Below are 14798 nucleotides of genomic sequence, written 5' to 3' on the forward strand. Positions count from 1 at the left end.
GCTTACGCTAAAGAGTTAGTACCGGCTTCTCTATTTTCGGGTGACAGATCGCGGATGGTAATGGGCCGCGCGCGGTAGAAACCTTGTGAGTAATCACAACCCATTTCTTTCAGTAAATTCTCCTGCGCCAGCGTTTCCACGCCTTCTGCGATCAGCCTGATATTGAGTTGTTTACCCATATAAATAATGGTTTTGCACAAGGCGAGGTCGTTGGCGTTTTCCGTGATATTGCTGATAAATGACCTATCGATCTTGACGTAATCAATCTTGAACTTGTTGAGGTAAGCCAGCGATGAGTAGCCGGTGCCAAAATCATCCAGCGCCAGGCGGATGCCATGTTCATTGATCTTGTTCAGGTTATCAATCACATGATTGGAAGGCTCCAGTAACAGGCCTTCGGTGATTTCAAAACAGAAATGTGTGCCGGGGATATTGCGGCTGCGGATGTTGGCAATAAATTGGTGGATGCATTCTGATTGCGCAAATTGGATCGGCGACAGGTTGATGCAGATTTCAATATCGCCAAAGTGTCTGGTCAGTTTTGTGAAATCACTCATCACTTGTTGAAACACCCATTCGCCAATCTCGATAATGCTGCCGTTCTCTTCGGCAATGCTGATAAATACATTGGGTGGCACGGTGCCGAATTCAGGGTGATACCAGCGCAGCAGGGCTTCTACTTTCTCGCAATGCTGGTTGTGCAGATTGAATATCGGCTGGTATTGCAGGTATAGCTGGTGCCTTTCCACCGCATGCCTTAATTCGTTGCCTAGCTGGGTGCGCTTGGTAAATACATCATGCATGTTTTCATTAAACAGGATGAATTTATTCTTGCCGGTGCGTTTGGCCTGGTACATGGCTTCATCCGCAAACATGATCAGTTCTTCTACATTGCGGCTGTTCTCGGGGAAGCGTGAAGCACCTATGCTGATAGACACCAGAAATGACTTTTGCTGAATCTTGAACGGTGCTTCCATGACCTCGATCAACCTGGCACAGAAAGTATTTAATGCTTCTGCATCAGGGTTTTCCTGCATCAGGATCAAAAACTCATCGCCGCCAAAGCGGGCCATGATATTGGGCGGCGCGATAATGGCGTTGATGCGTGCGGCCACTTTGATCAGCACTTCATCGCCAATGGCATGGCCTGCCGTATCATTGATTTCCTTGAAGTTATCCAGGTCGATAATGATCACGCCTATGTTACTCAGGCTGATTTCTGATTGATGCAAAGCCTGCGAGAGCTGGGTCTTGAGGAAGTAGCGGTTAGGCAGCTGGGTGAGAAAGTCGTGATTGGCCTGGAACCAGATTTTCTGTTCGGATTCGTGCGCCTGTTTTTTGCTTGATTTATAGAGCTTAATGAGTTGGAATAGCAGCACCACTGCAAAAAAGGAAATAGCGGTGATCAGGTATTTGGTAAACGGATTCTCGGCCTGGATTTTCCAGGTATTTAAAATCTCCGGCTGGTTGGTGCCGATTTGCAGGATGGCTTTATTGAGGATGCTTTGCAGCAAGGGGTGTTCTTTGCTGACCGCCAGATAGACTTTGCTGGTGATGGGCGTGACACCGCTTTTTGTAACCGATTTGATCCTGTGGTAATCGATATGGTAATCCAGCACCAGTTCGTTACCGATATAGGCATCTACTTCCTGCGCATGCAGGTATTCAAAAGCGTCGTCTGCGATATCCACCAGCTTCAGGTTGATATCAGGCACGGAAGTTTTCAGTTCGCGTGCCAGTGGACCACTCCTGAATACCGCCACGGTTTTCTGGGATAACTGGTTCAGGTTGCTATTGCCCGGAGAGAGGCCACTTTTAGCGGCCACGTAAATCGCATTGGTCGTTTCCAGGTAGGGTGTGGCTACCAGCTGGAAACCTTCAGGATAGTTTTTGCCACGGATGCCGGTCATGAATTCGACTTCATTGGCGTTGATGTTGGGGTGATAATCAACAATGGTAAACGTAAGCCCTGTCAGCAGGCTGATCTGCTCCAGGTAATCCACCGAAATGCCGGTATGTTTCTGGTTTTCCAACTGAAACTCGATCGGCATCCAGCCACTTTTCACGGCGACCCTGACACCAGGATGCTCTTTGATCCATGCCCTTTCCTGTTGCGACAGCGGGAGAGGTGGAATCAGGCTCACTTCCGGAATATGGTTAGGCAGCACTTCTTCAGCGAAAGCCAACATTGATACACATGTAGCAATGGCCAAGGCCAGCTGTTTAAGCCTCCGTAAGCGAGATGCGCTGAAGCGGTCGTCTGATCCCATCTTCTTTTAAGTCCTTGGCATTGCGGTGATTTCAATCAGGCTGTGTTGATGTCAATGCCTGTAGAGAGTGAATAAGCGCATGGGTTGGTTGTATATTGATCATTATATTTATTTTTATCTGGAAACAGCCATATTTCATAGCACTCTTTTTAAATCGGGAGTGTGAGTTGAGCGTATGGATGTTAATTCCTGGGATGAGGAAATCGTCAGGTATAAAAACGCAACTGGAACCCGTGCGATTCTTCCTACAGCAAATTCAGAAGAAAATGCATAGTACGTTTGCAGGTAAGCCCGCATGATTGAGCCTAATAAAACAAGTCATTCGATAGGCGGATGGCTGAATTTAAAAATTGCCACTTACCAGGAGATTTACCATGAGAACAGTATCAAATGAGCCATCAAAAAAAGCGACACCAGTAACTGCCGTTAAACACGATGTGATCGTATTGCTGAAACATGACCATGACGAGGTCAAAAAAATGTTCAAGCAGTTTGACAAGCTTGCCGAAAAAGGCGATACCGAAGGCAAGGTCAGCATTGCCAATAAAATCTGTTTAGAACTGATTGCACATACCATTGCCGAAGAAGAAATTTTCTACCCTGGTGCACGCGCCGCTACCGAAGATGATGCGATGATTAATGAAGGCATCGTTGAGCATGAAAGTGCAAAAGAATTGATGGCTCAAATTCAGGACATGGACCCTGAAGACGAAATGTACGATGCAAAAGTCACCGTGCTTGGTGAGTACATTAATCACCATGTGGATGAAGAAGAGGAAGAAATGTTTCCTGAGGTAAGGAAATCAAAGGAATTGGACCTGCGCGCGCTGGCAGTGACTTTTACCGCCCGCAAGGAAGAAATTCTGAGCAAAGTGCATGGTGCCAATGGCGAAATCAACGCCCAGGAACTGAAAACACTCATTGGCGTGCCATCAACACACTAATACTTTTGAATAGGCGTATGCCTGCTTTCAAAGTTACTTAGAAAAGACCCGGGGATAATTTCCCGGGTCTTTTTCTTTACATGGTCTATTGGTTTTGAAAATGCGGGAATTTTACGATTGGTATAAATGATTGGCTTTGATGTAATGCAGCACTTTTTCGGGTATTCCAGGGATGGATGCAATCTCAGCATGAGCTAAGGCTTCACGAATGCGCGTGGATGAAATATCCGGCGGGGTCACAGGCAGGTAACTGATAAAGCCATGCGTATTTTCAGCAAATCGCTCTGCTGCGTTAGCAATATCCACCAGCCTGTTTTCGTGTTCGGCATGCAGTTGTAACTTGTGTTCAGTATCTGCTCTATGCACGACCAGTAAATGGCAGTAATCGAGCAGTTCCAGCCAGCGATGCCAGCTAGGCAGTTTGAGGTAACTGTCTTGTCCTATGATCAAACACAATGCCTGATCCGGCAGGCGGTTGCGCAATAAGTGCAATGTTTCTATGGTATAGGATGGGCCCTGGCGATCAAGTTCGCAGGTATCCAGGATAAATTCAGGATGATCAGCAATCGCCAGCTGCACCATATTTGCTCTATGTTGCGCGGTGACTGCAGGAATGGCTTTGTGTGGCGGGATGGCAGCCGGAAGAAAACGGATATGGCTGCAATTCAGGGTATTCAGGACGCTTAGCGCGAGTGCTAGGTGGCCGTTATGGATGGGGTTAAATGTACCGCCGAACAGTCCGATGATTTCCATTTTTAATGATTCTTCCGGCACATCAATCAATAATCAAATTGCATCAATCGAGTTCCAGCACAAGGCGCACGGAGCGCAGAAACCGGAATGTACAAATAGTACATGAGGATTTCGAGCACCGCGCAACGCCGTGAAGCGCTCGATTCATGCAATTGCTTAAGCGCGAACGTGGCCGTCACCGAGGACGATATACTTCAGCGACGTCAATCCATCCAGACCCACAGGCCCGCGCGCATGCAGTTTGTCGGTAGAAATACCGATCTCCGCGCCAAAGCCATATTCAAAGCCATCGGCAAAGCGGGTAGAGGCGTTAACCATCACGCTGCTGGAATCCACTTCACGCAGGAACTGGCGCGCTTTGGTATAGTTCTCGGTCACGATCGCTTCCGTATGCTGGCTGGAATGCTGGTTGATATGCGTGATCGCCTGTTCCAGCCCGCTCACCACTTTGCAGGAGATGATCGCATCGAGGTATTCGGTGTAATAGTCTTCTTCTGTCGCCGCAATCGCTTGTGGCACCAGTGCGAGTGTCTCTTCACAACCACGGATTTCTATGCCTTTGCTAATGAGCATTTCCGCCAGTTTAGGCAGGGCGGTTGGCGCAATGCTACGCGCTACCAGTAGTGACTCGGCAGTGTTGCAAGTGCCCAGGCGCTGGGTCTTGGCGTTTTCCAGGATGCGAACGGCTTTCTCCAGGTCGGCTTCATCATCCACATAGATATGGCAGTTGCCATCCAGATGTTTGATCACCGGTATGCGGGCTTCATTGCTGATACGCTCGATCAGGCCTTTACCACCGCGTGGCACGATCACATCCACATATTGTTTCATGGTGATCAGTTCGCCAACGGCAGCACGGTCAGTAGTTTCGACCACCAGCACGGCAGCTTGCGGCAAACCGGCTTGTTGCAGACCTTGATGGACGAGCTTGGCCAGTGCCTGATTACAATGAATGGCTTCAGAACCGCCACGCAAAATACAGGCGTTGCCGGATTTGATACACAAACCGGCTGCATCCACTGTCACATTCGGGCGGGCTTCGTAAATGATACCGATCACGCCCAGAGGTACACGCATCTGGCCGATCTGGATGCCGGAAGGGCGGTATTTGAAGTTGCTCATCTCGCCGATAGGGTCAGGCAGGCTGGCGATTTGTTCCAGGCCTTCTGCCATGGTCGCCACTGATTTTTCGCTCAAGGCCAGGCGATCCAGCATGGCAGCTTCCATACCATTGGCTTTTGCCGCGTCCAGGTCTTGCTGGTTGGCGGCGAGCAGGGCTTTTTCGTGATGGCGGATCAGGCTGGCAATGTTGCGCAGCGCCTGATTCTTGGTATTAGTATCCGCCTTCGCCATCAAACGGGAGGCGGCGCGGGCCTGCTCTCCCAGTTGCTTCATGTAGTGTTGAATGTCCATAACTTGTTATTTTATCCTAAACCAGCTTTACCCTGAATGTTAGCGTGCTCTTGCCCTGGCCGACTTGCTGGCCGCCATACGCGCAATGCCGGTACACAGCCTCGATAACTCCAGCCAGGCATCGCCATCACCTACGCCTTTTGCCATGCGGTCTATGTCTGACAATTTTTGCAGTGCTGCTTCGATATGCTTTTGCGGTAAAAATTCCAGCGCGCGTTTAACTAATTGCTGGCGGTCACCAAACAGTCGGGCCTGGGTAAAGGCATTCTGCATGGATTGCCCGCTTTGCATGGCGATGCGCACTTGTAGTAACGGGCGGAATAACCACACCAGCGGGTTCATCACCGTAACGGCGGTTTCGCCTTCTTCACGCAGGCCTTCGATAATGCGCAGGATACGGCTCTGGTCGCCATGCAGCATGGCTTCACCCAGTTGCGACACATCGAATCGTGCCACATTGAGTACGCATTGGCGGATCGCTTCTTCAGATAATGGGCCTGCCGGATACAGCAATCCCAGTTTCTGGATTTCCTGGTGCGCGGCCAGTAAATTACCTTCTACCTGTTCGGCAATAAAACGGCGTGAGACTTCATCTGCGGACTGTTGTTGCATCGCAAGCCGCTGGCCTATCCAGTCCGGCAGTTGCGCAAGCGGTACCTGGTTATGAATCAGCACAACACCTTGTTGTAACAGTGCTTCATACCAGGCGCTGTTGGTCATGTCGCGGTCAGGCGCGGGCAGGGTGATGATGATGGTGGTATCAGCTGCTGGCAGCTCTGCCAGTTGTTGCAGGGCTTTAGCGCCTTCAACACCGGGTTTGCCGGTCGGGATATTGATTTCGAGTATGCGTTGTTCGGCAAACAGGGAGAAGCTTTGCAAAAACTGGCTGACCTGGCCCCAGTTGAAGTAGCGCTCTACAGAAAAGCTGGCGCGTTCCTGCGCGCCATGCTGCCTGGCTGCGGCACGAATTTGATCAAGGGATTCGGTAATGGATAAAGGCTCGTCACCCGCCAGCACGTATAGATGCTGTTTGGGTGGCAGATGTTGTGCCAGTTGCGCAGCCTGGATGCGCATTCGCTTACTCGGCTTTTTTCAATGCTGAAAGGCGACGCAATATCCCATTCAGAACATCGGTCTGCATGCGTTCAATCAGGAGTTTTTGTTCAGCCAGCTTGGCCAGCAGGTTTGCGTCGTTGTAGATGTAATCGCGGCGGCCTTCCATTATCAAAGGGAGGCTCCATACAGGCTCACCTGTCAGTTTTGTCCGGTATTGCACACGGTAGTACAGCTCATATTCCCGCACCACACCGGTACCGCTCAGGGAAAGAATACGTTGCTCGTTTTCTTCCTTCAACAGTTCAAGTTGTAACTCGGCACCCTCGGCGCTCTCGACCAGTTTAATACCCTGCTCGGTCAGCGCTTTGCGTAATTGGGGGTAGATGATAGCGCTGCCGGAAATATGTATGGTTTTAAACGCAATCGGCGATGGCTGGCGCAGCTGAAAGCCGCAGGAAGACAGTGCTGCCAGTAAAACCACCCAGCCACAATGTTGCAGAAACCTGGTCATTGAAAACCGGGTCAGCAAGCTTGGTGTCAGGCGGGAAAGCAGCATGGTCATCCTTTCTACGATATTCAACGCCAGTATGGGCTAGCCAACGACGATATTAATCAATTTGTTTGGCACAACAATGATTTTTTTAACGCTGCCTTCATTCAGGAATTTCTGCACAAAATCCTGGTTGACTGCGGTCGCTTCAATCTGTTCTTTTGCCATACTCTTGGGAATATTGATACTGCCGCGCAGCTTGCCATTCACCTGCACGACATATTCCACCTCGTCCTGTACAAGTGCCGAATTGGCAGGCTCCGGCCATTTGGCAGCCAGGATATCTTCGCCCAGGTCCAGTGTTTGCCACATGACTTGGGCAATATGCGGGGCGATAGGTGACAGCACGCGTAACAGAATACTGTAGCCTTCAAAAGCCACGGCTGACCAGTCTTTTTCTGCGTCTTTCTGTACTTTTTCCAGCGTATTCAGGATCTTCATGCAGGCGGAAGCCACAGTGTTGAATTGAAGCTTGGCCAGGTCGACATTGGCCTGTTTCAATAACGTATGAATCTCGCGTCTGTGGTTAGCCAGTTCGCCAGTCAGTTTGTTAGGCATTTCAGACGCTGATGTTTCAGACAGGCTGTAGCCGTAATTCCACACGCGTTTCAGGAAACGGTGCGAGCCTTCCACACCGCTGTCAGACCATTCCAGCGTTTGCTCCGGAGGTGCAGCGAACATCATGAAGAAGCGGGCAGTGTCGGCGCCGTATTGTTCGATCAGTGACTGTGGATCGACACCATTACGCTTGGATTTGGACATGGTGCCTATGCCCTGGTAATCAATGGTCGAGCCATCGGCAACCAGTTTGGCACCGGTAGTCTTGCCGTTCTCATCCTGGATCAGTTCGACTTCTTCAGGCGCAAAATACTCAATGCCGCCTTTGGCTGTACGACGAGAGAAAATATGGTTGAGCACCATGCCCTGCGTGAGCAGGTTGGCAAACGGCTCGTCATAATTGACCAGGCCCAGGTCGCGCATGACCTTGCTCCAGAAGCGCGAATACAGCAGATGCAGGATGGCATGTTCAATACCGCCTATGTACTGATCTACCGGCATCCAGTGGTTGGTTTGTGCATCGACCATAGCGTCTGCGCTGAAGCCTGACGCATAGCGTGCGTAATACCAGCTGGAATCGACAAAGGTATCCATGGTGTCGGTTTCACGCTTGGCCGGTTTGCCACAGCTGGGGCAGGCACAATTCAAAAAGTCTTCGCGTTTGTTGAGCGGATTGCCGGAACCATCAGGCACGCAATCTTCCGGCAATTTGACCGGCAACTGGTCATCCGGCACCGGTACGCTGCCACAGCTGTCGCAATGGATAATAGGGATAGGGCAACCCCAGTAGCGTTGGCGGGAAATACCCCAGTCACGCAGGCGCCAGTTGGTCTGTTTGCCGCCCAAGTCTTTTTCCGACAGGTCAGCAGCCACTGCATCTACCGCTTGCGCATAATTCAGGTCGTTGTATTTGCCGGAGTAAATGCAAACGCCTTTGCTTTTCTCGCCGTACCATTCCTGCCAGGCACTGTTGTCAAAGGATTGATCCATCACGCTGATGACCTGCTTGATCGGCAGGCTATATTTTTTGGCAAAGCCAAAATCACGCTCGTCATGCGCAGGCACCGCCATCACGGCACCTTCGCCGTAAGTCATCAACACGTAGTTGCCTACCCATACCGGCACCTGTTCACCAGTCACCGGATGCGTCACGGTCAGGCCGGTATCCATGCCTTCTTTTTCCATGGTCGCCATATCGGCTTCCATGACTGAACCTTGCTTGCATTGATCGATAAAGGCTTGCAAAGCCGGGTTGTTTTGTGCGGCATACGTGGCTAACGGGTGCTCGGCAGCGACTGCACAGAAAGTCACCCCCATGATAGTGTCGGCACGCGTGGTGAATACCCACAGTTTGCCATCATCAATCAATTTGCCTTCATTATTTTGAATGGTGTGCGGAAACGCAAAACGCACGCCCACACTTTTACCTATCCAGTTGGCCTGCATGGTTTTGACACGTTCAGGCCAGCCTGGCAGTTTATCCAGATCATCCAGCAACTGCTGGGCGTGGCCGGTGATGTTCAGGTAATAGCCGGGGATCTCGCGTTTTTCGACCAGCGCGCCAGTACGCCAGCCGCGGCCATCAATGACCTGCTCATTGGCAAGTACAGTCTGGTCTACCGGGTCCCAGTTGACTACCTGGGTTTTTTTGTAGGCAATGCCTTTTTCAAGCATGCGCAGGAATAGCCACTGGTTCCATTTGTAATATTCAGGCTGGCAAGTTGCCAGTTCACGGCTCCAGTCAATGGCAAAGCCGAGTGACTGTAATTGTTTACGCATATAGGCAATGTTGTCATAGGTCCATTGCGCTGGCGGTACCTTGTTCTGGATCGCAGCATTTTCTGCCGGCAGGCCAAACGCATCCCAACCCATAGGCTGCAACACGTTGAAGCCCTTCATGTGGTGGTAGCGGCTGAGTACATCGCCGATGGTGTAATTACGCACATGGCCCATATGCAGCTTGCCGCTAGGGTAAGGGAACATGGACAAACAGTAGTACTTGGGTTTGCTGCTTTCCGGTTTGGCTAAAAAGCTTTGTCTGGCGCCCCAGAATTGCTGTGCCTGTTGTTCGACTTCTTTATATGGATACTGCTGTTGCATGGGGACCGGGACGCGATGACGAAAACAATAATTATACCTGAGAACCCTGCGGCTTGTTGTTTGTGACCGGCATGACAGGCGCGAAGGAAACATTCATATAGGCTGATATAAACCAACAGGTTTCCTGATTGGTTTATATAAACCGGTATTAATGCCCTGTTTTAATTTTTTTGCAGAGGAATTTCAGTTTGTAAGTATATTTGCATAAATAAATCAACGAGATAATGATTATCTCAATTGCATTGGTGTAAATGTTGCTTAGTCTTCCCCGTCATTTTTATCACAAGAGGACGAAGAGGATGTACACAACTAATAAAAAAATCATATTCGCTGCCACTGCAGTAGCGATGGGTGTCAATGTTTCAAACGGTTTTGCAGAAACACAGGGAAATCAAACTGATACTTTAGAAGTCGATTCAGTCGTAGTAAAAGGTATTTTGCCGGACCGCCTGGAAACGGTGCCTGGTTCATATAGCGTTGTTGATGAAAAAGCGCTGAATGAACGCAGGCCGTTTTCGCTGCAGGAGGCTATCAATAATGTGCCAGGCATACATATTGTTGGTGAGAATACATTTGGCCTGGGCGTCAATATCGGGGTCAGAGGCATGGACCCAAGACGTACATCACGCACCTTGCTGATGGAAGATGGCATGCCATTATTTCTGGGGCCATATGGTGACCCTTCGGCCCATTACACAACCCCAATCGAACGCGTTCAACGCATCGAAGTTGTTAAAGGCTCTGGCCAGATTTTATACGGCCCGCAAACGGTAGGCGGCATGATCAACTTTGTGACCAAGCCAGTGCCCAAAAACGGATTTGAAGGAAGTGTCACCGGTATGGCGGGTAACAATGACTTTACCGGATTTGCCGCAAACCTTGGTGTGGGTGGCGAGCAGGGCGGCATCATGATTGATGCGATACAGAAAAAAGGCGATGGTATCCGCAAGAACCATGACTTTGAAATGCGCGAGCTGATGGTGAAAGGTCAGTTGAACCTGACTGAAAGCCAGAGAATCATTGCAAAAGTCGGGTACTATGAAGAGAATTCCCACGTATCCGAAACCGGTTTAGGCGCCATCGAATACGCGCAGGACAAATACCAGGCACCTACCGGAAAAAATGACAAGTTTGAATACGAGCGCAAGTCATTACAGTTGCAACATATATTCGATATCAATGCCAATGCTACCTTAACCACGAATGCATATTATGTGGATGCATTCAGAACTTCCTTCAGGCAAATCAATGCACCCGGTACTTTAAACGACGACACGCAAACCGGTGTTTCGGTGATGGACAGGTGTGAAAGTCTAGGTCCTGCAACCGTCGCGAATGCAGCGCAATGTGGAGGCCGTCATCGTCCCAGAAGTTATGATTATTACGGGTTTGAACCTCGTTTAGATATTAAACATAGCTTGTTTGGGATTGATAGCTCAGCAGTTGTTGGTTTCCGTTACCATGAAGAAGGTAACAAGCGCCAGCAGTTCAGGGATGGCGATCCTAGAGCACAAAGCTTATCGTATGCCAAGGCATTCGGATCTTTCAGGGAGGATATCCGGATTGATATTGAAGCGAAATCCTACTATGCACAAAACACTTTTTACCTCGGTGACTGGACATTGACCCCAGGCTTGCGTGTTGAGGATTATAAAAAGAAAATCAATGTGTTGCAGGCAGAAGGCGACCCACAAGGGTTTGCTAAAACCAATAGCCAGACCGTATGGTTGCCAGGCATAGGCACCACCTGGAACGGCATCGCGAATACCACTGTATTTGCCGGCATACACCGAGGATTTGCACCACCAAGACCCTCACGTGATATCAACTTTGATGATCTGGCAGGATTGGACGCGATTAGCAGCACGCGTGCTGAAGAAAGTACCAATACTGAAGTTGGTGTGCGTTCTTCTTACTTTAAAGGCGTTGGTCTTGAAGCCACATTGTTCAATATCGATTTTGATGAGATCGTGATTCAAAGAAACGCAGGTGATTTTATCAATGCCGGTAAATCACAGCAAACTGGTCTGGAACTGGCAGCAAGGGTGGATTTTGGCCGGATCTATGACAGCCCGCATAATTTCTATATTGCTGGTAATTATACAAACCTGTTTACTGCCAAATTCAAGAAGAGCACTGACGAAACGACAAGCGGCAATCGCTTGCCTTATGCACCACGCGATATCGCTTCCATCAACTTTGGTTATCAGCATCCAGTCGGCATTAACGCACGCATTGGTGTGGATTACGTGAGCCAGCAATATGTGGATCCCGATAACACTACCATTGAAAGTCTGGATGGCCAGGAAGGTAAAATCCCTGCGTATACTTTGCTGAATGCGTCTATCAACTTCAGAGCAATCGGGTCCAAGCTGACTTACTTTATCAGTGGTCATAACCTGGCTGATAAAGAGTACTTGATTAGCCGTGTCGACGGTAAAGTGGCAGGACGTCAGCGCCAGGTATTCGGCGGTATTCGCTACGACTTCTAGAGAAGGTGAAAACAATCTGATTTCTCGATAAAATAAAAGCCCGCTAAATGCGGGCTTTTTTAATTCAAGCTAAGCTTATTTCAATGCAGCAAAGATTTCTTCTTTGATGGCATTCAACTCACCCAGGCCGTTGACCTTGACGTATTGTGGGGCGCCACTGACACCGGATTTCGCCCAGTCTGAATAGTAGCCTATCAATTGTTCGGTCTGGTCGTGATACACCTGTAAACGCTTGAGCACGACTTCTTCCTTGTCATCGTCACGTTGTACCAGCTCTTCACCGGTGACATCGTCTTTACCCTCAGCTTTAGGCGGGTTGAATTTCACATGGTAAGTACGACCGGAAGCAGGGTGGCTGCGGCGGCCGCTCATGCGCTCTACAATCGCTTCATCCGGTACATCGATCTCAACCACATAATCAATGGCGACGCCTGCGTTTTTCATGGCTTCCGCTTGCGGAATAGTGCGCGGGAAACCGTCAAACAGGAAACCATTGGCGCAATCAGCATCTTTGATACGCTCTTTCACCAGGCCGATGATCACTTCATCAGGGACCAGGCCACCCGCATCCATGAATTTTTTGGCTTCCAGGCCCAGCTGAGTGCCTGCTTTCACGGCTGCGCGTAACATATCACCAGTAGAAATTTGCGGAATATTGTATTTTTCTTTGATGAAAGTGGCCTGAGTACCTTTACCGGCACCGGGTGCACCCAGCAGAATCAAACGCATGTCATGCTCCAAAAGATTGTTTTTGAGGAAAGAAGGATTATATCAGGCTAAAAAAAGCTGGCCTAATTCAATTGACCTAAACTTAATTGGCTAGACTCAATCAGTCAGTGGATTAGCAGCAACAAAATTGCTGATAGTCACAAACTCGGCCACGCTAAGATTTTCGGCTCTTAATTGCGAGTCGATATCCAGTGCAATAAACCCGGCATCATCCAGCAGGCCTTTAAGTGTATTGCGCAAGGTCTTACGGCGTTGGCCGAACGCTGCCATCACCACTTTGGCAAACAGCGCTTCATCGCTGGCCGGATAAGGGAGTTGTGTATGCGGTACGCAACGCACAAAAGCAGACTCTACTTTAGGGGCTGGTTCAAATGCCTCCGGCGGCACGGTGATCAGATATTCCATCTGCAAACGGTATTGCAACATCACCGAAAGGCGTCCGTACTCGGAAGTTGAGGGCGCTGCCACCATGCGCTCTACCACTTCTTTTTGCAGCATAAAGTGCATATCAATGATTTGTGCAGTGTTTTCCAGCAGCTTGAACAGGATAGGACTGGAGATGTTGTAGGGCAAATTACCCACGACGCGGATACGTTCGCCTATGGTACTGAAATCAAACTTCAGTACATCCGAATTGTGTATGGTGATTTTCTCGGCAGGGTAGAAAGACTGCATCCACTGAATAATATCCCGGTCTATCTCGACTACATGCAGGTGATCAAGCTGTTTGATTAAAGGTTGCGTCATGGCGCCCAGGCCAGGGCCGATTTCAACCATTAGGTCATCAGATGATGGTTGGATCGCAGTGATCAGGCTGCCGATAATTGCCTGGTCAGTGAGGAAGTTTTGCCCGAAGCGTTTTTTTGCTAGGTGTTTCATGTGCTCGAATATTCTTGGATTGTGTGATGCGCCAGCAGGCTGGATTAGTCAATTGCGACGCGTTTGTGTGCGATTTCAATGGCCAGGTTGATGGCGCTGAGCATGCTGCCGACATCGGCTTGACCTGTGCCAGCAATATCCAGCGCTGTGCCATGGTCCACCGAGGTGCGGATGATAGGCAAACCCAGAGTGACATTCACGCCTTCACCAAAACTGGCATGCTTGAGCACGGTGAGGCCCTGATCATGGTACATGGCCAGGAACGCATCTGCCTTGGCCAGATTTTTCTGTGAGAACATGGTGTCAGCGGGCAATGCGCCCATCAGCTGCATGCCTTCTGCGCGTAGGGTATCCAGCACAGGGTTGATGGTATTGATTTCTTCGTCGCCTAGGTAGCCATTCTCACCGGCATGCGGATTCAGGCCAGCGACATAAATGGTGGGATTGCTGATGCCGAACTTTTGCACCAGGTCTTGATGCAAAATGCGCAGGGTGGTGGTCAATGACTCGCGGGTAATGGCATTGCTCACTTGCGTCAGCGGCAGGTGGGTGGTGGCTAAAGCCACTCGCATGCCGCCGCCAACCAGCATCATGACTACTTGCGGCGTGCCTGTGGTGTCTGCCAGGTATTCGGTGTGGCCGGTAAAGGCAATGCCCGCATCATTGATAATGCCTTTATGCACAGGGGCGGTCACCATGGCGTCAAACGTATCTGCTTCGCAACCTTCGCGGGCCTGGTCTAGCATGGCTAATACATACGGGCTGTTTTTCGGGTCCAGCGTGCCTGCTGTGACAGTGGCACCTGCCAGCACAGGCAGTACACATAAACTGCCATCGCCCGCATGTGCAGGCGCAACGTCTTTATAACAGTGCAGGGTTAAGGGAAGGTTTAATTGTGCCGCCCTGGCTTGCAATGCATGCGGGTCGGCCAAAACGACCAGTGCGGCGGGTACTGCGGTGTGCGCGAGTTTGACACAGATATCCAGGCCTATCCCGGCGGGCTCACCAGCGGTAATTGCAATACGGGGGAGTGTGGTCATCCAGTTAGACCATA

11 protein-coding genes are annotated in these 14798 nt (G+C 49.9%); 2 read left to right on the forward strand and 9 right to left on the reverse strand.

Going from position 1 to position 14798, the window contains the following annotated elements; genetic code table 11:
* Window positions 1–2: 2 nt before the first annotated feature.
* Window positions 3–2189: an EAL domain-containing protein gene (locus ACFQ2T_RS14140; protein ID WP_379035548.1), complete on the reverse strand. Its 2187-nt coding sequence runs from the start codon at window positions 2187–2189 to the stop codon at window positions 3–5.
* 455 nt (window positions 2190–2644) lie between these two features.
* Between ACFQ2T_RS14140 and ACFQ2T_RS14145 the strand changes: the two genes are divergently transcribed.
* A complete protein-coding gene (locus tag ACFQ2T_RS14145; protein ID WP_379035551.1) occupies window positions 2645–3214 on the forward strand; it encodes a hemerythrin domain-containing protein in 570 nt (189 codons plus the stop codon).
* A gap of 111 nt (window positions 3215–3325) precedes the next feature.
* Here the strand turns inward: ACFQ2T_RS14145 and nadD are convergent, their stop codons facing one another.
* The 5 genes from nadD to leuS all read right to left on the reverse strand — a co-directional run bounded on the left by nadD (window position 3326) and on the right by leuS (window position 9644).
* A complete protein-coding gene (nadD, locus tag ACFQ2T_RS14150; protein WP_379035553.1) occupies window positions 3326–3967 on the reverse strand; it encodes a nicotinate-nucleotide adenylyltransferase in 642 nt (213 codons plus the stop codon).
* Between the two features lie 156 nt (window positions 3968–4123).
* A complete protein-coding gene (locus ACFQ2T_RS14155; RefSeq protein WP_379035555.1) occupies window positions 4124–5380 on the reverse strand; it encodes a glutamate-5-semialdehyde dehydrogenase in 1257 nt (418 codons plus the stop codon).
* 39 nt (window positions 5381–5419) lie between these two features.
* The gene (holA, locus tag ACFQ2T_RS14160) at window positions 5420–6454 is read right to left on the reverse strand and encodes a DNA polymerase III subunit delta (protein WP_379035557.1); all 1035 of its coding nucleotides are present in this window, start codon (window positions 6452–6454) and stop codon (window positions 5420–5422) included.
* Between the two features lie 4 nt (window positions 6455–6458).
* Complete coding sequence (locus ACFQ2T_RS14165) at window positions 6459–6992, reverse strand: LPS-assembly lipoprotein LptE (RefSeq protein ID WP_379035559.1); 534 nt, start codon at window positions 6990–6992, stop codon at window positions 6459–6461.
* Window positions 6993–7028: 36 nt separating this feature from the next.
* A complete protein-coding gene (gene leuS, locus ACFQ2T_RS14170) occupies window positions 7029–9644 on the reverse strand; it encodes a leucine--tRNA ligase (protein WP_379035561.1) in 2616 nt (871 codons plus the stop codon).
* A 299-nt stretch (window positions 9645–9943) separates the two neighbouring features.
* Here leuS and ACFQ2T_RS14175 point away from each other — a divergent pair, with 299 nt between their 5' ends.
* Entirely contained in the window at window positions 9944–12136 is a 2193-nt protein-coding gene (locus tag ACFQ2T_RS14175) for a TonB-dependent receptor family protein (RefSeq protein WP_379035564.1), read from the forward strand.
* A 75-nt stretch (window positions 12137–12211) separates the two neighbouring features.
* On the opposite strand, the gene adk is transcribed toward ACFQ2T_RS14175, so the two are convergent.
* The 3 genes from adk to pdxA all read right to left on the reverse strand — a co-directional run bounded on the left by adk (window position 12212) and on the right by pdxA (window position 14784).
* The gene (adk, locus tag ACFQ2T_RS14180; RefSeq protein ID WP_379035566.1) at window positions 12212–12865 is read right to left on the reverse strand and encodes an adenylate kinase; all 654 of its coding nucleotides are present in this window, start codon (window positions 12863–12865) and stop codon (window positions 12212–12214) included.
* 96 nt (window positions 12866–12961) lie between these two features.
* The gene (gene rsmA / locus ACFQ2T_RS14185) at window positions 12962–13744 is read right to left on the reverse strand and encodes a 16S rRNA (adenine(1518)-N(6)/adenine(1519)-N(6))-dimethyltransferase RsmA (protein WP_379035568.1); all 783 of its coding nucleotides are present in this window, start codon (window positions 13742–13744) and stop codon (window positions 12962–12964) included.
* A gap of 44 nt (window positions 13745–13788) precedes the next feature.
* Window positions 13789–14784: a 4-hydroxythreonine-4-phosphate dehydrogenase PdxA gene (pdxA, locus tag ACFQ2T_RS14190; protein ID WP_379035570.1), complete on the reverse strand. Its 996-nt coding sequence runs from the start codon at window positions 14782–14784 to the stop codon at window positions 13789–13791.
* Window positions 14785–14798: the final 14 nt, after the last annotated feature.

This window comes from Methylophilus flavus (assembly GCF_042678905.1).
Lineage (GTDB): Bacteria > Pseudomonadota > Gammaproteobacteria > Burkholderiales > Methylophilaceae > Methylophilus > Methylophilus flavus.

Coding starts and splice junctions, on each gene's coding strand:
- nadD (WP_379035553.1), bottom strand. CDS start 3,967: ATGGAAATCATCGGACTGTTCGGCGGTACATTTAACCCCATCCATAAC.
- pdxA (WP_379035570.1), bottom strand. CDS start 14,784: ATGACCACACTCCCCCGTATTGCAATTACCGCTGGTGAGCCCGCCGGG.
- rsmA (WP_379035568.1), bottom strand. CDS start 13,744: ATGAAACACCTAGCAAAAAAACGCTTCGGGCAAAACTTCCTCACTGAC.
- adk (WP_379035566.1), bottom strand. CDS start 12,865: ATGCGTTTGATTCTGCTGGGTGCACCCGGTGCCGGTAAAGGTACTCAG.
- ACFQ2T_RS14175 (WP_379035564.1), top strand. CDS start 9,944: ATGTACACAACTAATAAAAAAATCATATTCGCTGCCACTGCAGTAGCG.
- ACFQ2T_RS14165 (WP_379035559.1), bottom strand. CDS start 6,992: ATGCTGCTTTCCCGCCTGACACCAAGCTTGCTGACCCGGTTTTCAATG.
- leuS (WP_379035561.1), bottom strand. CDS start 9,644: ATGCAACAGCAGTATCCATATAAAGAAGTCGAACAACAGGCACAGCAA.
- holA (WP_379035557.1), bottom strand. CDS start 6,454: ATGCGCATCCAGGCTGCGCAACTGGCACAACATCTGCCACCCAAACAG.
- ACFQ2T_RS14140 (WP_379035548.1), bottom strand. CDS start 2,189: ATGTTGGCTTTCGCTGAAGAAGTGCTGCCTAACCATATTCCGGAAGTG.
- ACFQ2T_RS14155 (WP_379035555.1), bottom strand. CDS start 5,380: ATGGACATTCAACACTACATGAAGCAACTGGGAGAGCAGGCCCGCGCC.
- ACFQ2T_RS14145 (WP_379035551.1), top strand. CDS start 2,645: ATGAGAACAGTATCAAATGAGCCATCAAAAAAAGCGACACCAGTAACT.